This window comes from Bradyrhizobium pachyrhizi, from assembly GCF_029714545.1.
Taxonomy (GTDB): domain Bacteria; phylum Pseudomonadota; class Alphaproteobacteria; order Rhizobiales; family Xanthobacteraceae; genus Bradyrhizobium; species Bradyrhizobium pachyrhizi.
Genome location: NZ_CP121667.1, coordinates 7429930 through 7452313, shown reverse-complemented (window position 1 = coordinate 7452313; position 22384 = coordinate 7429930). Strand labels below are relative to the sequence as shown.

The window sequence follows — 22384 nt, the reverse complement described above, 5'->3', positions numbered from 1 at the left end:
GGGTGCCTAGTGGCGCGGTACACCTTCTGGTAGGCGCTCCTCTTTTAATCAGGAGCACCTTATGCGCCACGTAATTTCCGTCAGCCTAGCGACCTTCGCATTCGTTTCGGCCCTAAGTCTCTCCACCACTGCCGACGCCGCCGGTTTCGGCATCCGCAAGGCCAAGCTCGGTCCGGCGCTGGCCAGCCAATTCACCGGCTGCCAAGTCTACACTTTCAAGTCCGGTCCGCTCGCCAACCAATCGGTCTCGGCAAACGGTCGGGCCGGTGGTCCGCCTAGCTACAGCCCCGACGTGTCGAAGTGCCCGAGCAACGGATTCTTCGTCCAGTGGCCGCCACCCGCCTCGATGGGGAATAACTGAGCTGCACCAGTTTAAGGCCCCGGTCACCCCGGGGTCTTTTGCTTTGTTGTCGTCCGTCCGCTTTGCGCCACTCGAAATCGAGCTATTGGCTCGGGGCAGGCACGGAGCGGAGCTAAGATCCTGACCGACGGGCGCTCAATAAATCCTAGCCGCAGGCTCGGTGTAGGGCGGTCCACGCACAGTGGCCCAACGCGCTGACTATAGGGGCTGTCCCAAATGCCACTAGAGCCAACTCCCCAATCCGCTCCCGCTCCAGCGCCTTGTCGATTTCGCTGTTGAGCGCCGCCTCCAGAAAGGGGGCATTCGGTACTCTGACGGGCGGGTGAGCGGCCGGTCAATCCAAGGCCTGGGCGGTCGAGCACGGATGAAATGGTTCATGGCGGCTCCGTTTTGCCCATGGAGCGGTGATTTGCGATTCGCCGTCAATGATGATTGCGATGATGTTCGCGATGGTCGTTTCGATGGAAAAATAAGTTATTCAATGTCAATGGCGTTGTTCGTTGATTTATTCACAGCGCAAGCCGTTGGCATTTTACCAAAAATCGGTAATCGGCAAAAAAGCAACTTTCCAAGTGGTCAAAAACCGCCCTGCATTTTTCAGGGTATAATCGGTGCATCCAGCCGAATCGGCGTGTCGAACCACCCGAATCCTAGTTTAGAACGAAATCGGACGGTGCCCTTGGAAAGCACCGCCCGACGCCTGATGGAGATCCCATAGGACGCTCCGCCTGAACAACGTAGGTTCTCGCTCTCCTCAGGCACCTTTGTCAATCGCTCCGCGAGTGTCATTTCTCGCCACAGGAGACCTATGCCTATGAGAAAGAGTTTGGTTCACGTTCGCCGTTTTGTCGCTCGCAACTGGAAGTTCTTGGTGCAGCCTGGAGTGACTATCCTGACCATCCTGCACAAATAGCCGAGCAACAGGTGAAGAATGAAGATTGAAGGGCCTGAGGTCTATGAGCTGGCGTTCACGCCGACCAGCTTCGAGGTCCTGTGCCCCAAGGGGACCAATAAATTTTCTGGCATCGCCACCAACAAGCTGCCGAAGCTCTACATCGCCAGCATCGATCGAAAGCCGGTCTATGTCGGGCTGACAAAGCAGAGCATCCGCAACCGGCTCCGGCTCGGCTGGAAAGCAGCGGGTGAGGGTGGGTATCACGGTTACGCGTGGAGACGCGGCAATGATAAGGCCACTCTGAGCGTCTGGTGCCATGTCGACGCCGTCAACCGGAATGAGCGGGATATCGAAACCGTTGAAGCTGAGGTCGTCTTTCTCATCCGGTCAGCAGGACAGTGGCCACCGTTTCAGACCGAAATCCATTTTCACCCATCGACCGACGTTCACCGTCAGGTCGCGTTGGATATCGTGCGGCGCTATCAGCTTTAGCCATGGCAAAGAAACCTGCTCAGACCATAGTCGGTCTATTCAACGCTCTTCTCATTGAAGAGCAAGCTTCCATACTGGTTGCGCTGACGCGTGAGCATGAGCGCGCAAAGTCAGCACGGCTCGGGAGGCTTGACTAGAGTACGCCTTCGCATATCATCCACATGTCGTGACTTGAGCAGCCGTTTTCAAATTCTCCGCGGCAAAGCTCGAATAGTGGGTACGGTCGGTTCGTACTTCTGATACACGGCGTGAGCTCCGCCTACTGCCGCAACAACGACGGGCGCAATCACCCCGATAGCCGTCCAGTTCAATGCCATAATGCCTCACCAAGGCTAACAACCAGTAGTGGTACAGCAAAAAGCCCTCGCTGTGGAGGGGCTTTGTTCTTCCAAAGCGGAACGGAATCGGAGGCGGACCATCCTTTCTAGGGCCGCCAGAAAACGTTGATGGCGAGAGCGAAGAACGTCTGGACAGTTGGTATCAACAGTAGGCCAAAGCCTAATCCATAGAAGGCCGCGATGATGAGTCTCAGATATGGCTTGGTGTGATCGAGAGCCATGTAGCTCAAGGCCAGCACATCATTTCGGAAGTTTGCATTGACTGCCATCTCTAGCAAAGTCTCGACAAATCCGATTTGAATTCGCGCGGGAGAATGTATGGCATGCGCGATCTTGGAGGGGGCAGGCCGATGCCGAAAGTCTTCATAGGGATGATTATCGTCTCCAGGGTCACTCCCCGGGTCTACAGAGCTGTCAGATTCTTCGTCAGCAGGCAGGCGCCCATACATCTCGCTGATGACTGCTGAATATAAAATTAGGAAATCGCTCGGCTGGGCCAAGCTTTGCAGGAGGCCAAGCGAGTCGTTGTCCAATTCGTCCCCTGACCAGTGGCTGAACTGATAAGCCACGAAGGGAAAAATGAGAGTCATCTTTGGTTTGCTGACAAGTGGACCCTCGACAGTCTGGTATTCGATGGCCGAGGAGTAGTTCTTGATGTCCAAGGGGCAAAACAACACGAATAGCGCTGACCCGACACCGAGAAAGGTTAAGCCAAAATACAGGTAATAAAGCCGCATGACCGTGAGTTTATGGGCGACGTCGGTTGGGTCTGCCGCTGTCAAATGAAACCAACGACGCACAACCTCCGGCGAGAGTGTCAGAATATCGACCACCGATTGATTGAAAAGCAAAAGAGAGCCCAGGAAGGGCACAACGATGGTCAGAGCGAGCAGCCTTGATTGCCCGATACGCCGAATGGCTGACCAGGGTATCCTTGAAATGGCGCGACTGTGGCGGAGATCAAACCACCATTCCCGAAAGCGTTGTCGTACGGTTAGTTTCATTCTGCACCAAAAAGCCCCCGAAGGGGCTTCGTCCTGGCGCCGAGAGGGAATGAGGCGCCGAAACTCTGTAGGCTAGCACACGTTAGGTGAGTGTCTCTAGCGGCTGACAAATTTTGCAGGGACCAATGTTCGGCTTTGTCGCCCCAAGCTTGAACGCCGCTTCCCGCGAGAGTGGGCCGTGCCACTTTCCGTTTCTGCCGCTGTCCTCGGCTTGTGTGCCTTTGCCATGATTGCAGTGCGAGCAGTCTGCGAAGTGAATGGCGCCGCGCTTGCGCCTCCAATTCTCGTAGACCCAAAACTGATCCATCGTATGCTCCTATGGGCAGCTTTAGTATGCGCATTGCATCAGTGCTTCTCAAGCTTCTCCATCGCTTCCTTGTAAAGTGACAGAATGAACTCGATAAGCCGCTCATGCTGGAGGGGTACGGGTATCCTCAACATGAAGGTGGGATACCCGCTGAACTGTCTAAAGACCTTGCAGTGGCCTGAGCCTGGTCGATAACCGCCTCTCAAGCAGTCGCATTGATCGGTATGCGCTTCACAACCAGCTTGAAAGGCTTGCCGTCTCGAAGGGCTCTCCACGTTGACGGCCGTTGTCGTTGAGATATTTGCGGACAGCACTTTGGTCGATGCTGCGGCTTGTAGAACTCCCGCGGCGCGAGAGCTTGTCGATATCGAGGGCTGGCGGGTTACGGTCGATGCCGATGCCCAGAAGGGAGGCGTTGCCCAATGGGCCATCATGCGCTCATTCAACGCGGCGGCGCGTGCGCAATCCAAGAACGCCCGTGGGCAAGCATTCTTGCTGTTGGGTAAGCCCAACGTAGGGCGCATCGATCCGCCGAAGAACCGATCACCATGGACGATGTCGGCCGATCGCTTCGCGAGCGTCCCGAGATGGCCAGGAGCTTAGCGGAGGGATCGGGCCATCACATCAATGGCATGTTTTGTCCGTGAGGTCGCGGCAGCCTTCGTGCCTTGTCCGAAGCAGTAGCAGGCAATGTGAAGCGCGAATCAGTGTTCTACTTCAGCGCGAATTATGATGTGGATATCCCGCCAAAGCTGCCCCCCAGCTCTCGCTGGAATCGCTGCGCTTCCCTTACGATCCCCTTGCTTTCATTCGCAGTCGACGTGGCGTTTGCTCCCGTTATGTTCGATGGGAAGTTTCACCTCAAGGTCACTGCCCATGACTACACCGTTTGTGATCCCTCGAAGCATACCGATGAGGTCGCTGGCTCGCTATTAATCTTGACGCCGCCGTAGAAATTAGCTCGCGAAAAGTAAGCGCTGGCCGATCTATTTCGATGCGATTGGCTGTCACAGCTGGCGTTCGGGAACGTTACCTAAGTACAAAGTATAAAATCTGAACGCATGATGCGCGCTGAATGAAGCTCGGAGTTACGTCGTGTCTATTCGCTCTGCGATTGTCGGGATATTTCACTCCAGAGTCTGGCGCTGGATGGAGAAAGCAGCCCACTGGCTCGCCGTCCTGCTTGCTATCGCCGCCATCGGCTGGATCTGGGTGCGTCCTGCGGAGAAAAGTGGCGGTCAGCCAAACTTTGCAGGCGCAGAACAGCAACAAAAGCGCCTCGTGATCTTCCTCGACGGCACATGGAATAGCATAGACAGTAACACGAACGTTTGGCGCATGCGGGCCCTATGCGCAGCCAAAAGCAAAGATGGCAAACCCCAGATGGTCTACTACGAGATCGGGGTGAATGGCTTTCTGGGCGGCGTGTTCGGCCAGGGGCTCGATGAAAATATCCGCCTTGCTTACGAGTGGCTTGTCGAAAACTATAATGACGGCGACGAAATCTTCATTTTCGGATTCAGTCGCGGCGCCTTTACCGCCAGAAGTCTGTCCGGGCTTGTCGCGCTCGAAGGTGTTCTGAAAGCGGGCTCACCCGTCGGCCTTGGTCAACTGTTTGCTCGCTACCAGAAGGGCAACGAAGAGAGCATCTGGACCCTGAAGGACAAAGAGGCATCGGGAGACACAAGTAAGCTAACACCCGAGGAACATTCCCTACTTAAATATTCACAACCCGCCAAAGTTAAGGTGGTCGGCGTCTGGGATACGGTCGGATCGGTTGGTTTGGCCGCGGGGAATATTCCGCACATTAGCCGCTCACAATTTGACTATTTGCAAACAGGATTGTTCCTGCCAATCCAAAACGGGTACCACGCACTCGCTATCGATGAGCACCGCAATGACTTCGCTCCCACACTGTGGACTATTCATCACACCAAAGACGGTAAAGGCCCGTCCATGCGGCCGCTTGCGTCCGTTGAACAACGATGGTTCGTGGGTGCGCATGCCAATGTTGGAGGCGGTTATGAAGACGATCTCCTCAATCAGGCTCCGCTGCGCTGGTTGATGCAAAAGGCAGAATCGCACGGGCTTACGTTCCGTTCAGAAGTCGCGCTCGATGGAGATGCCCTGAAAGCGCCGATCATGGATTCGTACCACTCATTCGGCGAGGGGTTCTACGCGCTCGTCACGCCTGCCCTTTACAGGCCTATCGGCCCAGAGCCCGAGGTCCGCAATAACGGCACTCACATCAATGTCAACGAGACGATCGACGTCAGTGTCTTTCAACGTTGGCGCGCCGATCCAAAATACCGTCCACGGAACCTCGTCGAGTGGTCACAGCGCAGAAACGTTGACCCTACTCAGCTGCGGACTTCTGTACGGGCCGATGATCCTCGCATATCGGTGCCCGACAACTAGGGTTCGCCCAATCTGACCCCAAAACTAGTTTACTTCTCGCGCAAGGCCGACTTTACGGGCTGAGCGCACCAACGACAGCCTTCAGCTATAGAGCGTAGGTGGTCGCCGCCTCGGCCGAGATCCAACGTCGTAGCCAAGAGCTACTCTAACGGTCGCCGAAAATTTCGGGTAAATATCAACTCTGTCAAAGTAGTCGTAGGCACAAAATTGGCACAAAAGTTCGCCGGCGCCGTTGATCTTTTGCTCGCGCTTACGCGCTCTTGGTCTACAAGTCGCCCAAACTTGCCGACATGCGCGAAGCGGCGGCCGGCCTCTCGGCTGTTCTTGACGTCGAGATGAACCTGCATGTGAAGCTCTGTGCCGGTTGGGGTCTTTCCGCGAGCGACCTTGAGCAAACCTCTCCCGCCATCGAGATGCTGGCCTACACACGCTACGTGCTCGACGCGGGAATGCGCGGCGATCTGCTGGCACTCAAGGTGGCACTTGCCCCCTGCGTGATCGGCTATGCGGAGATCGCAACGCGGCTCGCCTCGCGCCCCGATGCGAACGCTGCGAAAAACCCTATCGCGTTTGGATCGCCGAGTACGCCGGCGTGCCATACCAAGAGGTCGCGATGAAAGCACGGGCGCACCTGGAGCATCTTGCCAATCTCTACGCCACGCCGGCCCGCGAGGCAGAGCTGATTGCGATCTTCAAGGAAGCCACCCGACTCGAGGCGGACTTCTGGGAAATGGGCTGGCGCGCGGGCCAGCCTGTTGAATAGCCCTCGGCAATTATCAGGCTCTTAATCAGCGGCTCTGTCGGAGCGTCTCCAACCGATGGGTGGGCGACTATTACATTCACCGCCGCCAAAGTCGATCTGGCGCCATCGAGCGGATTTGCGGCGCACGGAACGAAAAGTGCACGTATTTGGTGCGGTTTCTGGTGCGGTCGTCGCGCTACGGGCAACGAGGACCGGGTAAGCTGTTGATCTCACTGGTGGGCCCGGCAGGACTCGAACCTGCAACCAGACCGTTATGAGCGGCCGGCTCTAACCATTGAGCTACAGGCCCCGCCGCCTTGCGGGCCGCGGGGCGCGGCCGGCAACGGTGGCGGGCACCGTTTACATGGTGCGCGGGGTTCCGGCAATCTCCGACCCACGGTTCAGCAACGCGGTATCACGATTTCACAAATCCTCGTTGGTAATTCGAACACCAGGCCGCGGAAGCGTCTTCCGCCAAATCGACAGTTGATGCCGCCTCCAAGTTCGCATGCCGTTTGGACCCCTCTGGCGTGGGCGGCGCCGAGACAAATAGCCCTTCCTGTTTAGGGATGTCGAAAATTGCCTCCTCAATGTTCGCTATCCCCCTCCGAGAGCGCGCTTCTCTATGATGACCGCATGCACGCTAGCGCCGTCTTTCGCAGCGCGCTGGTCACCTTGGAGGTTTCAAATGCCTAATACGATGGGTGGCCTATCCCCGCGCTTCCTGCGTACACCGGAGGCCGCGCGTTATCTTGGCCTTTCCGGCCGTACGCTCGAGAAGCATCGCACGTACGGCACAGGGCCCACGTATCGAAAGATCGGTGGTCGTGTTGTCTACGCGCAGGATGATCTGAAAGCCTGGGCCGATCTCGGCGCCAAGACGTCGACGTCGGATCCCGGCAAAGGGACGGTGCTACCAGCCAAGACGCTCCCAATACTGCGCCCTTACGCGGGCCAGGAACGTCGCTGACCGCGGCGCGCAGACAATGACATCTGGCGCGAGATGGGCTCGATGCGACGCGAAACCCGTACGCGCGGGCTGTAACGCAAGTGAAGCGATTCAACCTCAAAGATAAGAATCCGCAGGCCTAGTCGTATGTGACCGGAAGGCAAAGAGTAGGTCACAGTCACAGGTGAGGTGGCCGGTAGGCGGAGCGCGCGGTGCGTTCGGAAATGCGCCGATCGCAATCGAAGCGCTCGAACAGATCGCCACGCTCTACGTGATCAAAACGACGGTCGGCGAGCTGAAGTGCGAGCCAGTCCCCGGCCCGCAAAGGACCCAGCGCCCGGGTGGCGTTGCTTACCGGCTAGCGGCTCGACGAGCGGTTTGCGCGTCTTCGCGAGAGCAAAGATCGCCAAAGGGGTGGGCCAGGTTCCCGCTTCCTGAATGCGCTCGATTGCATATTCCGGATCTATGTATACAGCTTCTTCATCAGAAGTATCAATATCACCGCTAAAATTATCAATTTCAAGGCACATTATCCTCATGTTCGCTACACACTTTCGCCAATGTATACTGTGAGTATCCACGGAGAGTAAGGGAGGAGCGAGCGAATGGGTCACTGTTTTCCGATGAATGCTTGGTACGCCGCCGCTTGGGACGCCGACGTGAAACAGGCGCTATTGCCGCGCACGATTTGCGGCAAGCACATCGTGATGTACCGCCGCAGCAACGGGGAGGTGGCCGCGCTGGAGGATGCTTGTTGGCATCGACTGGTGCCGCTCTCAAAAGGTCGGCTTGAGGGCGACACTGTCGTCTGCGGCTATCATGGGCTGAAGTTCAACGCGCAGGGCCGCTGCACCTTCATGCCCTCGCAAGAGACGATCAACCCTTCCGCCTGCGTGCGTGCCTATCCTGTCGTCGAGCGCCATCGCTTCATCTGGCTGTGGATGGGCGATCCGGCGCTGGCTGACCCAGCGCTGGTGCCCGACATGCACTGGAACGACGATCCCGCTTGGGCTGGCGACGGCAAGACCCTTCACCTCAAATGCGACTACCGTTTGGTCGTAGACAATCTCATGGACCTAACGCATGAAACCTTCGTGCACGGCGCCAGCATCGGCAATGCCGCCATCGCTGAAGCGCCATTCGACGTCACTCATGGCGAGATGACTGCCACCGTGACACGCTGGATGAAGGGGATTAATCCGCCGCCATTCTGGGCCAAGCAACTGCAAAAGTCGGGCCCGGTGGACCGCTGGCAAATCATTCGTTTCGCGGCGCCGTGCACGATCAATATCGACGTCGGTGTTGCGCCCGCCGGCACCGGCGCGCCCGAAGGCGATCGCTCGGCCGGCGTCAACGGGATTGTTCTCAACACCGTCACGCCAGAGACGGATACGAGTTGCCACTATTTCTGGGCATTCGTGCGCAATTATCGGTTGGGCGAACAGCGCCTGACCACCGAACTCCGCGAAGGCGTTTCCAGCATCTTCCGCGAGGACGAGCTCATTCTCGAGGCGCAGCAGCGCGCGATCGACGAAAACCCCGATCGGATCTTCTACAACCTCAATATCGATGCGGGAGCGATGTGGGCGCGCCGCCTGATTGATCGCATGATCGAGGCGGAGAATCCGCCGCAACATCGGCAGGCTGCGGAGTAGGGCATGGCTGAGCGAGACAGTGATCGCTCCGTCTCACAGACCGTGCGTGCGCAGCTCTGCCTGCGCGATCTGATCCTGTCGGGCGATTTGCGGCCTGGCGAACGGATTTCCGAATTGCAGGCGGTAGAGACGACCGGCGCCTCGCGCACCCCCGTGCGAATGGCGCTGGTTCGGCTGGAGGAAGAAGGGCTTCTGGAAGCGATCCCTTCCGGCGGCTTCACGGTGAAGGCGTTCTCCGAGCGAGATGTCCTGGACTCGATCGAACTGCGCGGCACGCTGGAGGGATTGGCCGTGCGCTTTGCCGCCGAGCGCGGGGTCTCGTCGCGCGATCTCGAGCCACTGAAAGGATGTCTCGACGAAATCGACGGCCTAGTGCAGCAGGATCGGATCTCGATCGAGGCCTTCTCCTCCTACGTCACGCTGAATGCGCGCTTTCATGCGCTGTTGACCGAATTGTCGCGCAGCCCGCCCCTGATCCGGCAGGTCGATCGCGCGTCCGCGCTGCCGTTTGCCTCGCCGAGCGGCTTTGTGATGACCCAATCAGAACTGCCGCAGGCGCACGAGACGCTCTTGATTGCGCAAGATCAACACCGTGTCGTGATCGACGCTATCGAAAACCGCGAGGGTGCGCGGGCTGAGGCGATCATGCGTGAGCACGCGCGGCTGGCGTCGCGCAATTTGCGGCTGGTGCTCAAGAATAAAACGCATTTTGACCTGCTGCCGGGGCTGGCACTCATCAGGACCGCAGGCGATTAAAGGAGGAACGCATGCGTTTCATCGAGACCTGGACTCCCGCAACCCTGATTGCGACCCGCGATCTGACTTCCTCGATCCGCGAGTTCCTGATCAGGCCGGAAATTTTTGACGGTGCGGCCTACCCGGTCGGCAGTCATATTGATGTCGCCGTCACCGTCGATGGCCGCCCCGAGACGCGGTCCTACTCGCTGATCGGCGAAGGCGACCGCGCCGGCTACCGTATCGCGGTGCGACGCGCCGAGGATTCCCGCGGCGGCTCGCGCTATATGTGGTCGCTCGCGCCCGGGGCGCGGCTGACCATCACATTGCCAACCTCGCTGCTACCGATCGACTGGTCGCGCCGGCATTATTGCCTGATCGCCGGCGGCATCGGCATTACGCCGTTGATTGGGGCAGCACAGGCGCTCGACCGCCGCAAAGCCGAATTCTCGTTGCATTACGCGATGCGTTCGCGCGAAGATGCTGTCTATCTGGATGTTCTGGCCACCTTGCTGAACGAGCGCCTCGTCGTCCATGCAGGCAATGAAGGGCGCCGGCTCGATCTCGACACCTTGTTCGCCTCGCTGCCGCCCGATGCCATGACCCTATTTTGCGGCCCGATGCAGATGCTCGATGCCGCGCGCCGGGCCTGGACCAGCGCGGGGCGTGCGTTGGCCGACCTGCGCTACGAGACCTTCGGTTCGAGCGGCCTGCTGCCGACCGAAGGTTTCCGGGTGCGCCTCGCGGATCGGGGTATTGAGGTCGAGATTCCGCGCGATCGCTCGATGCTGGATGCGCTCAAAGCGGCTGGTTATGAGGTAATCTCGGATTGCCGGCGCGGCGAGTGTGGCGTCTGCGCCATCGACCTCGTCCATATCGACGGTGAGGTCGACCATCGTGACGTCTTCTTCAGCGAGAATCAGAAGCGCGCTAACGAGAAGATCTGCGCATGTGTCTCGCGCGCCCGCGGCACCATCACGGTCGATATGCTGCATCGCCCGGACGCGGTCTAGGCTCGTCACAATGCCTTCTACGACAATAGTCGTGGTTTCGTCTGGACCGCCGCGGCCGGAAGCAGAGCGGGGCTTATGCTTCTGGCAGTGTTCGCCTCACAGTCGCCTGGTCTACTCCTTGCCATTGCTGTAGTTTAGGGTGTGCTGCAGCCTGTCGAGGAAGCGTGCATACTCCTGGGCGCCCGGCTTATCAGTGAAGGTCTGCCAGGCGGCCACACACCTCCACCTCGCCGTCGAACCAGTCCGCGACTGCCTCGGGCAGAGGCCGCGCCGGAGCGACGCTTCTCGAGGCCGTATTCTGCAATTTTGCCTAGCTTCAACGTCGATCCGTCAGGATCAACCGAGCAAGCCTCGTGAAGTCCTGAACAGGTGAGGTGTGCGGCATCTTCAACTGCAGCTTCTTATTTCAGCAATCGGCGTGCCGCACGTGAAAGCGTTGCAGGCCGCACCGAACGATTGACAAGTCAACACTTCGGCCGCGGGGGCGGAATGATCATGTTGGTTGGTGCGGTTTCGCACATCTGCGTTTCAAATCAGACACAAATGGCAGGAGGGATCGGACGGTCCATGGCGTAGTACAGGCTTGAACATCTGCTCGAGCATGGCGTGCCTTCCCGCGAGCTCACGACCGCGTGCGGTGCATTAGCCGGCATTCGTGCGTTTTGTGGCATCGACCTTCGTACAGGCGTTGGCCCAGGCGGCGAGCGCTGTTATCCGGATGCGAGGTCGCACGGTTCGCCGGCTCATGCTGGGTTCTGCAATCTCAACTTAGCAGAGGAACGGCTTCTATCTGTCAGACGGCAGTGCGATTGGCCTGCTTCTTGCTATCCGAACGTCAGCAATTTGTCATAGCCGTCAACTGATCACAGATCACTGGAGGGGCGATGGGCGCGGCAGGCGAAACGTTCTACAATGTGATCAGACGTCAGGGGATCACGCGTCGCAGTTTCCTCAAATTCTGCAGTTTGACGGCCGTGAGCCTCGGGCTCGGCCCGCTCGCGGCGAGCGATATTGCCAACGCGCTCGAGACTAAGCCGCGCATGCCCGTGATCTGGATGCATGGGCTCGAATGCACCTGCTGCTCTGAAAGCTTTATCCGCTCGGCCCATCCGTTGGTCAAAGACGCGGTCCTGTCGATGATTTCGCTCGATTATGACGATACCATCATGGCGGCGGCAGGACAGCAGGCCGAAGCTGTTCTGGAGGAGACCCGCGTCAAGTACAAAGGCCAGTATGTGCTTGCCGTCGAGGGGAATGCACCGATGAACGAAGGCGGAATGTTTTGCATTGATGGCGGCAAGCCGTTCGTCGAAAAGCTCAGGTCGATGGCGGACGATTGCATGGCGATCATCGCTTGGGGCACTTGTGCGTCATGGGGCTGCGTGCAGGCGGCCAATCCCAACCCGACGAGGGCTGTGCCAATCGATAAGGTGATAACGAACAAGCCGATTATCAAAGTGCCCGGCTGTCCGCCGATCGCTGAAGTCATGACCGGCGTTGTAACCTTCATCACCACGTTCGGAAAACTTCCCGAGCTCGACCGCCAAGGGCGGCCAAAGATGTTCTATTCCCAGCGCATCCACGACAAGTGCTATCGGCGTCCCCATTTCGATGCCGGCCAATTTGTCGAGGAATGGGACGACGAGGGGGCGCGTAAGGGCTATTGCCTCTACAAGATGGGCTGCAAGGGACCGACCAGCTACAACGCCTGCTCGACCGTTCGGTGGAACGGCGGCATTTCCTTCCCGATCCAGTCCGGTCACGGCTGCTTCGCCTGCGCCGAAGACGGCTTCTGGGACAGGGGCTCGACTTATGACCACCTCACGACCATCAAGCACTTCGGCATCGAGAAGAACGTCGATCAAATCGGCATGGCGGCTGCCGGCGTTGCCGGTCTTACCGTTGCCGCGCATGCGGCGGTCACGGCCGCGAAGCGGCTCACCCGTAAAGGGGATGGCGCAGCTCAGGACAATCGTCGGGGCTAGGGGGACAGGTGGGCGTGAAGACCCCCAATGGATTCAAGCTCGATGGGTCCGGCAAGCGCGTTGTCGTCGATCCGCTAACTCGAATCGAGGGTCATCTGCGTGTCGAAGTCAACCTCGATTCGGACAATGTGATCCGCAATGCCGTCTCGAGCGGAACGATGTGGCGTGGCATCGAAACCATCCTGCGCGGGCGCGATCCGCGCGACGCTTGGGCGTTTACCGAGCGGATTTGCGGCGTCTGCACCGGCACCCATGCGCTCACTTCCGTGCGCGCCGTTGAGAATGCGCTCGGCATCACGATTCCGGAGAATGCCAACTCGATACGCAACATCATGCAGCTCTGCCTGCAGGTTCATGATCATCTCGTGCATTTCTATCACCTGCACGCGCTGGATTGGGTCGACGTGGTCTCAGCACTTAAGGCCGATCCCAAGGTGACGTCGAGATTGGCGCAGTCGGTCTCGTCCTGGCCGCTTTCATCACCGGGCTATTTCAAGGATCTGCAGATCAGGCTCACAAAGTTCTTCGATTCAGGGCAGCTCGGCCCGTTCAAGAATGCCTATTGGGGGCATCCGGCCTACAAGCTTGCGCCGGAAGCGAACCTCATGGCTGTGGCGCATTATCTGGAAGCGCTCGATTTCCAGAAGGAAATCGTCAAGATCCACGCCGTCTATGGGGGCAAGAACCCGCATCCGAACTGGCTGGTTGGCGGCGTGCCCTGCGCGATCAATGTCGATGGCACCGGCGCGGTGGGGGCGATCAACATGGAGCGGCTCAACCTGGTGTCCTCGATCATTGACCGTTCGATCGAGTTCGTCGAAAAGGTATACCTGCCCGATGTCGCGGCGATCGGCGCAGTCTACAAAGACTGGCTCTATGGCGGCGGTTTGTCGGCCAAGAGCGTGATGTCCTATGGCGACATCCCCGAAAACGCCAATGATTATTCCGCGACAAGTCTCAAGCTGCCGCGCGGCGTCATCCTTGATGGCAATCTCAAGGAGGTCTTGCCGATCGATCACGGTGATCCCGAGCAGATCCAGGAATTCGTCGCGCACTCCTGGTACAAATACCCCGACGATTCCAGCGGGCTGCATCCCTGGGATGGCGTCACCGAGCCGAATTTCCAGCTTGGGCCCAACTTCAAGGGCACCAGGACCGACATCAGGGAGCTCGACGAGGGCGGCAAGTATTCCTGGATCAAGGCGCCGCGCTGGCGCGGCAACGCCGTCGAGGTAGGACCGCTGGCGCGATACATCATAGGCTACGCGCAAGGCAAGGCGGAATTCAGGGATCCGACCGACAGACTGCTCAAGACACTCGATCTTCCCGTGACGGCGCTTTTCTCGACGCTCGGCCGCACTGCAGCGCGTGCGCTCGAGTGCCAGTGGGCGGCGCATCAGCTGCGCTATTTCCAGGACAAGCTGGTGGCCAGCATCAAGACGGGGGACACCTCAACTGCCAATACCAGCAAGTGGAAGCCGGAAGGCTGGCCGAGGGTGGCCAGGGGATACGGCTTCACCGAGGCACCGCGTGGCGCGCTCGGTCACTGGATCAAGATCAAGGACACCAAGATTGAGAACTACCAGTGCGTCGTGCCGACGACGTGGAACGGCTCGCCGCGCGATCCCAAGGGTAACATCGGGGCATTTGAAGCCGCACTGATCGATACGCCGATGGCCGATCCAGAGCAGCCGCTGGAGATTTTGCGCACGATCCATTCGTTTGATCCGTGCCTGGCGTGCTCGACGCACGTGATGAGTCCCGACGGTCAGGAAATGGCTTCGGTCAAGGTTCGATAAGGAGGCTGCCGTGCTGGACAAGATGCCGCAAGCCGCTACCACACGTATTGGCAACGATGCGGCACGGCGTGATCGCAGTGTCAAGCGTGATGTCGTCTACCTCTATGAAGCGCCGCTGCAGCTGTGGCATTGGGTCAATGCGGCAACCATTCTGGTCTTGGGCATAACCGGCTACGTCATCGGAACCGGGATACCGTCAATGCCGGGAGAGGCAAGCGATAATTTCCTGTTCGGCTATCTCCGCTTTGCGCATTTTTCCGCAGGCTATGTGCTCGCAATCGGCTTCCTGTTGCGCATCTATTTGGCCTTGGTGGGAAACTCCCATGCGAGGCAGATCTTCTACGTGCCGATTTGGCGCAGGTGCTTTTGGAGCGCGCTCTGGCACGCGGTGCGCTGGTACGCTTTCCTCGCGGCCGAGCCGAAGAAACGTGTCGGGCACAATCCGCTAGCTCAGCTCGCGATGTTCTTCATGTTTACCCTGACCACCGCGTTCATGATCGTCACAGGCTTTGCACTTTATGCGCAGGGCTCCGGCAATGACAGCTGGCAGGATGAGCTGTTCGGCTGGGTGTTTGCGATCTGGCCGAACAGTCGGGACGTTCATACCTGGCACCGTCTTGGCATGTGGGTCATCGTGTGCTTTGCGCTCCTCCACATCTACGCGGCGGTCTGGGAGGATATCATGTCGCGCCGGAGCACCATCTCCTCCATCATTTCGGGCGAGCGCGAATTCCGCGATTGATTGAGGATGCCGATGCTGACCCCGCAGAACCCAAAACGTATCCTGGTGCTCGGCATCGGCAACATCCTGTGGGCCGACGAGGCATTCGGCGTGCGGGCGGTGGAAGAGTTCCACCGCCGCTACGCCGTCTCTGGCAACGTCACCGTCCTCGATGGCGGTACGCAAGGGCTCTATTTGGTCAATTTTCTCGAGGAAGCCGATTGCCTGATCGTGTTCGATGCCATCGACTATGGACTTGCGCCCGGCCAGTTGAAGCTCGTGCGAGACGACGAGGTGCCGAGGTTCACCGCCGCCAAGAAAATGAGCCTGCATCAGACCGGCTTTCAGGACGTCTTAAGTGCGGCCGACCTGCTTGGCCGCTGCCCGCGAGAGCTTGCTCTCATTGGCTGTCAGCCGATGGATCTGGAGAATTGGGGCGGTCCGCTGACCGCTCCGGTGCGCACCCAGATTGCGCCTGCGATCGAATTGGCTTGCGAACTGTTGATGCAGTGGGGGGCGCGGGCAAGACTTCGGACCGCGCCGTTGCCTCCCTCGGAACGCTTGCTCGCGAACGATATCGACCAAGCAAACTATGAGACGAGGGCGCGGCCGATCTAGCGGCTCGCAGGCTACGATGTGTTGGTTGCGATGTGCCTTGGCCTGCCAATGACGATTATCGAGACCGACGGCATCTCGGCGCTGTGCGAGTACGGCAATGAAAAGCGGTTCGTGTCGGTGATGCTGCTCTCCAAGCCGCCGGTCGGCGCCAAGGTGCTGGTCCATATCGATACCGCGGTGCGGCTCCTGGAGGACGATGAGGCACGGCTGATCGCCGAGGCGCTCGACGGCCTCGATGCGGCCATCAATGGCCACGACTGCGACCGGTTCTTTGCGGATTTGATCGGTCGCGAGCCGCAGCTGCCCGGGCACCTCCGCTAAGCAGGCGTCGCTTGCCGTCCCGCCCACTTGCCATTGTTCAACTCGCCATTGTTCACGGATAACAAGTGTCGCGCCGAAACAAGCTTGACGCCGAGGAGCCCAAGCGGGGCCTTGCACTGCTGATCGGAGCGGAAAGCAGAACTGCGACAAAGCGGTGATTGGCATACACTTTGCTAACACCCGTCCCGTGAACCGAGGCGATAGAAAGGAGCCTGATGAGCTTTCAGTCGGGAAAGCATGATTTGACACGGCGCGGTCCGTCCAAGGCCGTGATCGCAAGCAACGACGCACGGGCCGGGATATGGAGAATTTGTACGGACCACATGTTCAGACTCATTGATCACCTGCGCGCCGGCGCGTCTGTCGTCAAGAATGTCACTCCTCGGCCCGCACGAGCGAACGTCGCGTCATGAAAGCAGGCATTTCCTTTGCGCAAGGCGCCGAGCATCCGCTGCGCGTGTTTCCGACCGGCGCGGAAAGCCTCGAGGCAGGCCATAGCGGGCCGACGGCTGCTGCCGGGCTTGCCAAGCTCGCTTCGCTCGATGGCGTCGAGCTGGCAAGGAATTGTCCGAATGCCGTGGCACTGTTGTCAAATCTCGCCGCTGCCGTTGCCGGCCAGAAGAGCGCTGCACAGACGCAGCTGTTCAAGCTTGCGACTCTCAGCGATCTTGAGCGCAAGCTGATCGCCGACGTACTTGGGACGGGCGAAATCGCCGGCGTCGCTGTGCTGCCGGATGGCTCTGTGGCACGGATCGAAGAAAGTTTGCTTGCAGGAATTTGGCGCGTGTGCATCGGCAGCGACCCGGCACAAGAATATATCGAAGTCGGCGCAATACCGCAGATCGTGCGGCGCGCGGCAACCGACCTGACGTCGACTAATCTTACGATCAATGCGGCGCCGGAAGGCGCGATGAACGTGCTACCGGTGCTCGCGGAACTTCGAGAACGGGCGCTGGGTTGGCGGCCCGGCATGAGCGCGCATATCATCAATTTCACGCTCATGCCGATGAGCCCGGTCGACCAGGCGTTTCTGCAGCAAAGCGTTGGCAACGGGCCGATCCTTCTCACCTCGCGTGGCTACGGCACGTGCCGCGTGCAGGCGACCGGCGTCCGGCACGTCTGGTCGGTACAGTTCTTCAATTCCACAGATAGCATCATCCTGGATACGCTTGAGGTTGGCGGCGTCCCGACGGTTACGCTGGCAACCGACGAGGATTTTGAGGATTCCGCCGAACGCATGCAGAAAATCATCGAGGCTTACTTCGAATGACGAGCTTCGAGACTGTTGCCGTCCGGGAGAATCTCGCAGACGACGCGCGCATGGGGTGCGGCATCTGCCGGATCGTCTACGATCTCGCAGAGGGCGCGAGGGCGTGCGCATGAGCCACGCCATTAGTAACGGAATAGAGGTCACCGTATCGCTTGCTGGCGACAAGATTGCCACGGTCGAAATCCTGCCGCCCGTCCGGCCGCCACTGGCGCGGCTATTCGCCGGAAGACCAGCCAGTTCGTTGCTCAATGCGCTGCCGCGGCTGTTTTCGTTGTGTGCTGCCGCGCATCAGGTAGCATTCCAGTCCGCGATCGAGGCGGCGCGTGGCGTAGGCATCAACCCTGCGACGAGGCAGCATCGTACGGCCCGGGTCGTTGCCGAGCGGCTGGCGGAATTGCTCCGGGGCCTGTTTGTCACCCATCTCGCGAAGGATGCCACCGGTGCCGGCGCGATCCGCGCCCTGATGCAGGACGTATCAGCGCTTGTCGGCAGCGCAGAGGCCGGCTGCGATCCCGTTCCACGCGAGGCAACAGCGCGTATAGCGGCCACGCTGACCGCTCTCGGCATGTCAAATGAAGATGGCGCGCCGACGTGCGGCAGCTCGCTCGCTCTTCGCATGGCCGCGCTCGACGAAGCCGTATTGAAGCCAGTGCCGATGCAGCACTCGTTCCTGTCCGCTGCCAGCGACCACGACATCATTGGACGGCTGCTCTCGGACGACGTGAGGGTTTGCCATTGCCCCGACCTAGGACGCGGTATTCCCGAGACGGGTCCATGGGCGCGCCAAATGATGCGTGGCCGGGTTTCGCCAGGCAGGTCGGCCCCGGCTGAGCGGCTGAAGGCGAGAATTGCCGAAATCGTCTCTCTCTGCGCTTGGCTCAAAGCCGGTGCTCACATCGAGACAGCGAAGGATGGGATCGCGGAAAGCTACGGACTAGGACCGCGTCGTGGTGCGGCCGCGATCGAATGCGCCAGGGGACGTCTTTATCACGCGGTTGAGCTCGACCGTCATGGGCAGATATCGCGCTTCGCATGTCTTACGCCGACCGAATGGAATTTCCACGCGCGCGGACCGCTGGTCCGCAGTTTGCAGGGCGCGGTGCTGATGGCGAGGCCGCAGGCACGAGCTGCCATTCTCGCGATGATTGAATCGTTCGACCCTTGCGCCGCCTTCACCCTCAATTTTCGCGATGTCTGCGATGCATGAAATGGCGTTTTGCGAGGGCATCATCCAGATTGTCGAGGAGGAGGCGCGCCGGCGATCGTTCTCGAAGGTGAAGAGCGTGTGTCTGGAGGTCGGAGCGCTGAGTTATGTCGCTCCGGAAGCGATGAAGCTCAGCTTTGCGGTCGTTGCTGCGCGGACCATCGCCGAGGGCGCGGTTCTTAAGATCGTCGAGCAGCCTGGCCTCGCCTGGTGCATGGCCTGTTCCACAAGCGTCGAGATTGCCCGGCGCTGCGAGCCATGCCCCCGCTGCGGCAGCTACCAGCTGCAGGTGACTGCGGGTGAAGAGATGCGGGTCAAAGAGCTGGAGATCGACTGATGTGTAGCATATGCGGCTGTAGCGAAGGAGTGCCCGCCACCGAACGCACCCACGCGCAAGGTGCGCATGCCAATGATCATCGCCATGCACACGGTCACGGTCACGACCTTGATCAGTTGCATACCGGCCACGACGTGCATCATTCTCAACGCCCTCATCATCGCCGCCATCATGATCACAACCATCAGCAGGCTCATGGCGGACGGGCGCTTTTGGATTGCGCGGCTGACCCGGCCGGCTTGACGCTCGCGGGCATGAGCAGCGAGCGGGTCATTCAGATCGGGCGCGACATCCTCGGCAGGAACGACAGGATCGCGGCCGACAACCGCGCCCGATTCCTGGCCGATGACATGCTTGTGTTCAATCTTGTTTCAAGTCCTGGCGCGGGAAAAACCTCGTTCCTCGTCCGCGCCGTCAGCGAGCTCAAGCGGAGCTGGCAGCTTGGGGTCATCGAGGGCGACCAGCAGACCTCAAACGATGCGGAGCGCATTCGCGCGACCGGCGTGCCTGCAATTCAGATCAATACCGGCAAGGGATGCCATCTCGATGCTGCGATGGTCAGCGAGGCTTATCGCCGCTTGCCGCCGCTCAAGCGCGGCATTCTCTTCATCGAGAATGTCGGCAATCTCGTTTGTCCCGCGGCATTCGATCTCGGCGAAGCCTGCAAGATCGTAGTGCTCTCGACCACCGAGGGTGAGGACAAGCCACTCAAATATCCTGAAATGTTTGCCGCATCGTCGCTCATGCTGATCAACAAGATTGATCTGGCGCGCCTGGTCGATTTCGATTTGGGCCAGACCGTCGAGTATGCGAGACGCGTCAATCCAGCGATTGAAGTGCTGACGGTTTCAGCGCGTACCGGCGCGGGCTTTGCCGCGCTCTACGCCTGGATTGGGAAGCAAGCGGCAGATCAGACCCATCCCGTCGGGGGCACGGCGCGATGAGCGAGGCAATCGCCGGCTCCGGAACGCGTCTGCGCCTGCGCGTCAGCGGCGCCGTTCAAGGCGTCGGCTTTCGTCCGTATGTATATGGTCTCGCTGCTCGTTATGGTCTGGCCGGGTTTGTCGCCAACGATCCCGACGGCGTCATCATCGAGGTCGAGGGTGAGGGTACGTCCGAGTTCGTGGCCGCCTTGCCGCTCGAAAGGCCAGCATTGGCGCGCATCGACCAAATCTTGGTTCAGGAGATCGGCGCGCTTGGGGTCAAAGACTTTTCGATCCGCCGCAGCGAACAGGGCAGGTCGTCGACGCGGATCGCCGCCGATGCCGCGACATGTCGGCAATGCCTAGATGACTTGTTCGATCCAACAAGCCGATATTACCTCTATCCCTTCATCAATTGCTCCCATTGCGGCCCGCGCTACACTATTGCCGGACAGCTCCCGTATGATCGCGGCAACACTGCGATGAGGGCCTTCGCGATGTGTGCCGCCTGTGCGGCCGAATATGCCGATCCTTTGAGCCGTCGTTTTCACGCCGAGGCAATCGCGTGCCCGACATGCGGCCCTCAGCTCAGTCATGGGATCGACGATATTGCCGCGGCGATCGCCGGCGGCCGGATCGTGGCGATCAAGGGGCTTGGAGGGTATCAGCTGCTTTGCGATGCAGCCAATCATGACACGGTGCGGCGTTTGCGTAAGCGGAAGCAGCGCGACCAGAAGCCGTTCGCGGTCATGATCGGCTCCATAGAGCAGGCCAACGAGATTGCGCAGACCAACGCCGCCGAGCTCGCATTGCTGGAAACCGTAGCTCGCCCAATCGTTTTGCTGCGCTCGCGCAACCATCTTGCGCCCGCGATAGCCCCCGGCCTGTCGCGCCTCGGCGTCATGCTGCCCGTGGCGCCGCTGCATCACCTTATCTTCCATGCGCTCGGCTCGATTGGCGCAAGGCGGAGGGATGGCGGTCCGGCCGTCGAGAGCGGTGGTCCGGTCATCGTCGCAACCAGCGCCAATCTCGCAGGCGAACCGCTACCAATCGACAACGGCCAGGCGTTGCGGCGGCTTGCCGGCATCGCCGATCTTATTGTGACTCATGATCGCGATATCCTGACGCGTGCTGATGATTCCGTGGTGTCGGTCGTGGCCGGACAGCGCCAATTCATTCGCCGCGCCCGCGGCTATGTTCCCGAACCGATCCGGCTTGCGAGGTCCGTGCCGCCCCTGCTCGCCGTCGGCGGCGCGCTGAAGTCGACTGTCACCGTTACGCGGGGTAACGAAGCATTTGTCTCCCAGCACATCGGCGATCTCGATACGCCTGAAGGGATTCGCGTTTTCGGGGAGACGGTCCGCCATCTCACCTCGACCCTCGACGTCAGGCCTGTCATCATGGCTCATGATCTGCATCCCGACATGGCATCTACCCGCTTTGCCGAAGCAAGCGGCTGCGCCCTGATCGCTGTCCAGCACCATCACGCGCATGCTGCTGCCGTCATCGCAGAGCATGGTCTCGCCGCGCCTACGCTCGCCCTTCTGCTCGACGGCCATGGCTATGGCTACGACGGCGGCAACTGGGGTGGCGAGCTCTTGTTGTGCGACGGCGCCCGGTTTCGACGCATCGGACATCTCGCACCCTTGCAAGTGCCTGGCGGGGATCGCGCGGCCCGCGAGCCCTGGCGGATGGCGAGTGCGATGCTTCAGATTTTGGGACGGGGACATGAAATTGCTTCTCGCTTTGCGTCGCAGCCGCAGGCTGAGCATCTGCGGGCATTGCTCGATCGGCCTTGCGGGGCCACCACGACCAGCGCGGGCCGGCTGTTCGATGCAGTAGCGGCGCTGCTCGGGGTTGCGACCCTGCAGAGCTATGAGGGGGAAGCCGCGATGAAGCTCGAGGCGCGGGTGCGGCAGACTGCCGTGCTCGAAGCGGGCTGGATGATCAATGATGGCGTTCTATCATTTCGTCCACTGTTTGCGCGGTTGGTTGCAAACGATATCGGCGCCGCCGAGGGAGCCGAGCTTTTTCATGGCACGTTTGCCGCCGGCTGCGTTGATTGGGTCGCACGCTCTGCGCAGACAACTGGCGTCACAACCGTCGTTCTGAGCGGTGGTTGCTTCCTGAACGCGGTGCTCGCAGACGAAATCCAGGGCGGCTGCATTGCGGCCGGCCTCACTGCGCTGTTGCCACGGCAGGTTCCACCTAACGACGGCGGCTTGAGCCTCGGCCAAGCGTGGATCGCCGCTCTTCAGACTGCTGAGCAGCCGCAAGCTCTGGAAGGAATAGTCTGA

21 protein-coding genes, 1 tRNA gene and 1 pseudogene are annotated in these 22384 nt (G+C 59.9%); 19 read left to right on the top strand and 4 right to left on the bottom strand.

The window, feature by feature from the left end; all coding sequences use genetic code 11:
• The first annotated feature begins 61 nt into the window (after positions 1–61).
• The 3 genes from QA639_RS35160 to QA639_RS35150 all read left to right on the top strand — a co-directional run bounded on the left by QA639_RS35160 (position 62) and on the right by QA639_RS35150 (position 1748).
• Entirely contained in the window at positions 62–361 is a 300-nt protein-coding gene (locus QA639_RS35160; protein ID WP_283088433.1) for a hypothetical protein, read from the top strand.
• A gap of 364 nt (positions 362–725) precedes the next feature.
• Complete coding sequence (locus QA639_RS35155) at positions 726–1079, top strand: hypothetical protein (RefSeq protein WP_283088432.1); 354 nt, start codon at positions 726–728, stop codon at positions 1077–1079.
• Between the two features lie 213 nt (positions 1080–1292).
• Positions 1293–1748 (top strand): hypothetical protein, encoded by a 456-nt coding sequence (locus QA639_RS35150; protein ID WP_283088431.1) that lies wholly within the window; start codon positions 1293–1295, stop codon positions 1746–1748.
• A 424-nt stretch (positions 1749–2172) separates the two neighbouring features.
• Here QA639_RS35150 and QA639_RS35145 read toward each other — a convergent pair whose 3' ends face one another.
• Entirely contained in the window at positions 2173–3090 is a 918-nt protein-coding gene (locus QA639_RS35145; RefSeq protein ID WP_283088430.1) for a hypothetical protein, read from the bottom strand.
• A gap of 538 nt (positions 3091–3628) precedes the next feature.
• Positions 3629–3820 carry a hypothetical protein gene (locus QA639_RS35140; protein WP_283088429.1) on the bottom strand — a complete coding sequence of 64 codons (192 nt, stop codon included), beginning with the start codon at positions 3818–3820 and terminating at the stop codon, positions 3629–3631.
• 672 nt (positions 3821–4492) lie between these two features.
• Between QA639_RS35140 and QA639_RS35135 the strand changes: the two genes are divergently transcribed.
• Entirely contained in the window at positions 4493–5815 is a 1323-nt protein-coding gene (locus QA639_RS35135) for a T6SS phospholipase effector Tle1-like catalytic domain-containing protein (RefSeq protein WP_283088428.1), read from the top strand.
• A gap of 239 nt (positions 5816–6054) precedes the next feature.
• A pseudogene (locus QA639_RS35130) lies at positions 6055–6578 on the top strand (TenA family protein); the annotation flags it as partial.
• 213 nt (positions 6579–6791) lie between these two features.
• Here QA639_RS35130 and QA639_RS35125 read toward each other — a convergent pair.
• Positions 6792–6867: transfer RNA gene (locus QA639_RS35125), tRNA-Ile, on the bottom strand.
• A gap of 378 nt (positions 6868–7245) precedes the next feature.
• Between QA639_RS35125 and QA639_RS35120 the strand changes: the two genes are divergently transcribed.
• The 4 genes from QA639_RS35120 (at position 7246) to QA639_RS35105 (ending at position 10909) form a co-directional block, all read left to right on the top strand.
• Positions 7246–7527 (top strand): helix-turn-helix transcriptional regulator, encoded by a 282-nt coding sequence (locus QA639_RS35120; RefSeq protein ID WP_283088427.1) that lies wholly within the window; start codon positions 7246–7248, stop codon positions 7525–7527.
• Between the two features lie 584 nt (positions 7528–8111).
• Complete coding sequence (locus QA639_RS35115) at positions 8112–9161, top strand: aromatic ring-hydroxylating dioxygenase subunit alpha (protein ID WP_283088426.1); 1050 nt, start codon at positions 8112–8114, stop codon at positions 9159–9161.
• A gap of 3 nt (positions 9162–9164) precedes the next feature.
• Complete coding sequence (locus QA639_RS35110) at positions 9165–9917, top strand: GntR family transcriptional regulator (RefSeq protein WP_283088425.1); 753 nt, start codon at positions 9165–9167, stop codon at positions 9915–9917.
• A gap of 11 nt (positions 9918–9928) precedes the next feature.
• On the top strand, positions 9929–10909 hold the full coding sequence (locus QA639_RS35105; protein ID WP_283088424.1) for a PDR/VanB family oxidoreductase: 981 nt from the start codon (positions 9929–9931) through the stop codon (positions 10907–10909).
• A gap of 111 nt (positions 10910–11020) precedes the next feature.
• Here the strand turns inward: QA639_RS35105 and QA639_RS42075 are convergent, their stop codons facing one another.
• Positions 11021–11125 carry an NEL-type E3 ubiquitin ligase domain-containing protein gene (locus QA639_RS42075; protein WP_428841104.1) on the bottom strand — a complete coding sequence of 35 codons (105 nt, stop codon included), beginning with the start codon at positions 11123–11125 and terminating at the stop codon, positions 11021–11023.
• Between the two features lie 668 nt (positions 11126–11793).
• Between QA639_RS42075 and QA639_RS35100 the strand changes: the two genes are divergently transcribed.
• The 10 genes from QA639_RS35100 to hypF all read left to right on the top strand — a co-directional run bounded on the left by QA639_RS35100 (position 11794) and on the right by hypF (position 22384).
• Positions 11794–12894: a hydrogenase small subunit gene (locus QA639_RS35100; protein ID WP_283088423.1), complete on the top strand. Its 1101-nt coding sequence runs from the start codon at positions 11794–11796 to the stop codon at positions 12892–12894.
• Positions 12895–12902: 8 nt separating this feature from the next.
• Positions 12903–14693: a nickel-dependent hydrogenase large subunit gene (locus tag QA639_RS35095; protein WP_283088422.1), complete on the top strand. Its 1791-nt coding sequence runs from the start codon at positions 12903–12905 to the stop codon at positions 14691–14693.
• A 22-nt stretch (positions 14694–14715) separates the two neighbouring features.
• On the top strand, positions 14716–15435 hold the full coding sequence (cybH, locus tag QA639_RS35090) for a Ni/Fe-hydrogenase, b-type cytochrome subunit (protein ID WP_283090674.1): 720 nt from the start codon (positions 14716–14718) through the stop codon (positions 15433–15435).
• A 12-nt stretch (positions 15436–15447) separates the two neighbouring features.
• Positions 15448–16032 (top strand): HyaD/HybD family hydrogenase maturation endopeptidase, encoded by a 585-nt coding sequence (locus tag QA639_RS35085; protein ID WP_283088421.1) that lies wholly within the window; start codon positions 15448–15450, stop codon positions 16030–16032.
• A gap of 30 nt (positions 16033–16062) precedes the next feature.
• The gene (locus QA639_RS35080) at positions 16063–16353 is read left to right on the top strand and encodes a HypC/HybG/HupF family hydrogenase formation chaperone (protein ID WP_283090673.1); all 291 of its coding nucleotides are present in this window, start codon (positions 16063–16065) and stop codon (positions 16351–16353) included.
• A 409-nt stretch (positions 16354–16762) separates the two neighbouring features.
• Positions 16763–17623 (top strand): hydrogenase expression/formation protein, encoded by an 861-nt coding sequence (locus QA639_RS35075; protein WP_283088420.1) that lies wholly within the window; start codon positions 16763–16765, stop codon positions 17621–17623.
• Between the two features lie 109 nt (positions 17624–17732).
• Complete coding sequence (locus tag QA639_RS35070) at positions 17733–18830, top strand: nickel-dependent hydrogenase large subunit (protein ID WP_283088419.1); 1098 nt, start codon at positions 17733–17735, stop codon at positions 18828–18830.
• Entirely contained in the window at positions 18823–19164 is a 342-nt protein-coding gene (gene hypA / locus QA639_RS35065) for a hydrogenase maturation nickel metallochaperone HypA (RefSeq protein ID WP_283088418.1), read from the top strand. The genes QA639_RS35070 and hypA overlap by 8 nt, the downstream gene beginning before the upstream one ends.
• Positions 19164–20108, top strand: coding sequence for a hydrogenase nickel incorporation protein HypB (gene hypB, locus QA639_RS35060; protein WP_283088417.1), 945 nt, complete (start codon positions 19164–19166; stop codon positions 20106–20108). The genes hypA and hypB overlap by 1 nt, the downstream gene beginning before the upstream one ends.
• Positions 20105–22384 (top strand): carbamoyltransferase HypF, encoded by a 2280-nt coding sequence (hypF, locus tag QA639_RS35055; RefSeq protein ID WP_283088416.1) that lies wholly within the window; start codon positions 20105–20107, stop codon positions 22382–22384. Before hypB ends, hypF begins: the two co-directional genes overlap by 4 nt.

Excerpts from the sequence above, each read along its gene's own strand:
- QA639_RS35160 (WP_283088433.1), top strand. The coding sequence starts at position 62 with ATGCGCCACGTAATTTCCGTCAGCCTAGCGACCTTCGCATTCGTTTCG.
- QA639_RS35155 (WP_283088432.1), top strand. The coding sequence starts at position 726 with ATGAAATGGTTCATGGCGGCTCCGTTTTGCCCATGGAGCGGTGATTTG.
- QA639_RS35150 (WP_283088431.1), top strand. The coding sequence starts at position 1,293 with ATGAAGATTGAAGGGCCTGAGGTCTATGAGCTGGCGTTCACGCCGACC.
- QA639_RS35145 (WP_283088430.1), bottom strand. The coding sequence starts at position 3,090 with ATGAAACTAACCGTACGACAACGCTTTCGGGAATGGTGGTTTGATCTC.
- QA639_RS35120 (WP_283088427.1), top strand. The coding sequence starts at position 7,246 with ATGCCTAATACGATGGGTGGCCTATCCCCGCGCTTCCTGCGTACACCG.
- QA639_RS35115 (WP_283088426.1), top strand. The coding sequence starts at position 8,112 with ATGGGTCACTGTTTTCCGATGAATGCTTGGTACGCCGCCGCTTGGGAC.
- QA639_RS35110 (WP_283088425.1), top strand. The coding sequence starts at position 9,165 with ATGGCTGAGCGAGACAGTGATCGCTCCGTCTCACAGACCGTGCGTGCG.
- QA639_RS35105 (WP_283088424.1), top strand. The coding sequence starts at position 9,929 with ATGCGTTTCATCGAGACCTGGACTCCCGCAACCCTGATTGCGACCCGC.
- QA639_RS35100 (WP_283088423.1), top strand. The coding sequence starts at position 11,794 with ATGGGCGCGGCAGGCGAAACGTTCTACAATGTGATCAGACGTCAGGGG.
- cybH (WP_283090674.1), top strand. The coding sequence starts at position 14,716 with ATGCCGCAAGCCGCTACCACACGTATTGGCAACGATGCGGCACGGCGT.
- QA639_RS35085 (WP_283088421.1), top strand. The coding sequence starts at position 15,448 with ATGCTGACCCCGCAGAACCCAAAACGTATCCTGGTGCTCGGCATCGGC.
- QA639_RS35080 (WP_283090673.1), top strand. The coding sequence starts at position 16,063 with ATGTGCCTTGGCCTGCCAATGACGATTATCGAGACCGACGGCATCTCG.
- QA639_RS35075 (WP_283088420.1), top strand. The coding sequence starts at position 16,763 with ATGAAAGCAGGCATTTCCTTTGCGCAAGGCGCCGAGCATCCGCTGCGC.
- QA639_RS35070 (WP_283088419.1), top strand. The coding sequence starts at position 17,733 with ATGAGCCACGCCATTAGTAACGGAATAGAGGTCACCGTATCGCTTGCT.
- hypA (WP_283088418.1), top strand. The coding sequence starts at position 18,823 with ATGCATGAAATGGCGTTTTGCGAGGGCATCATCCAGATTGTCGAGGAG.
- hypB (WP_283088417.1), top strand. The coding sequence starts at position 19,164 with ATGTGTAGCATATGCGGCTGTAGCGAAGGAGTGCCCGCCACCGAACGC.
- hypF (WP_283088416.1), top strand. The coding sequence starts at position 20,105 with ATGAGCGAGGCAATCGCCGGCTCCGGAACGCGTCTGCGCCTGCGCGTC.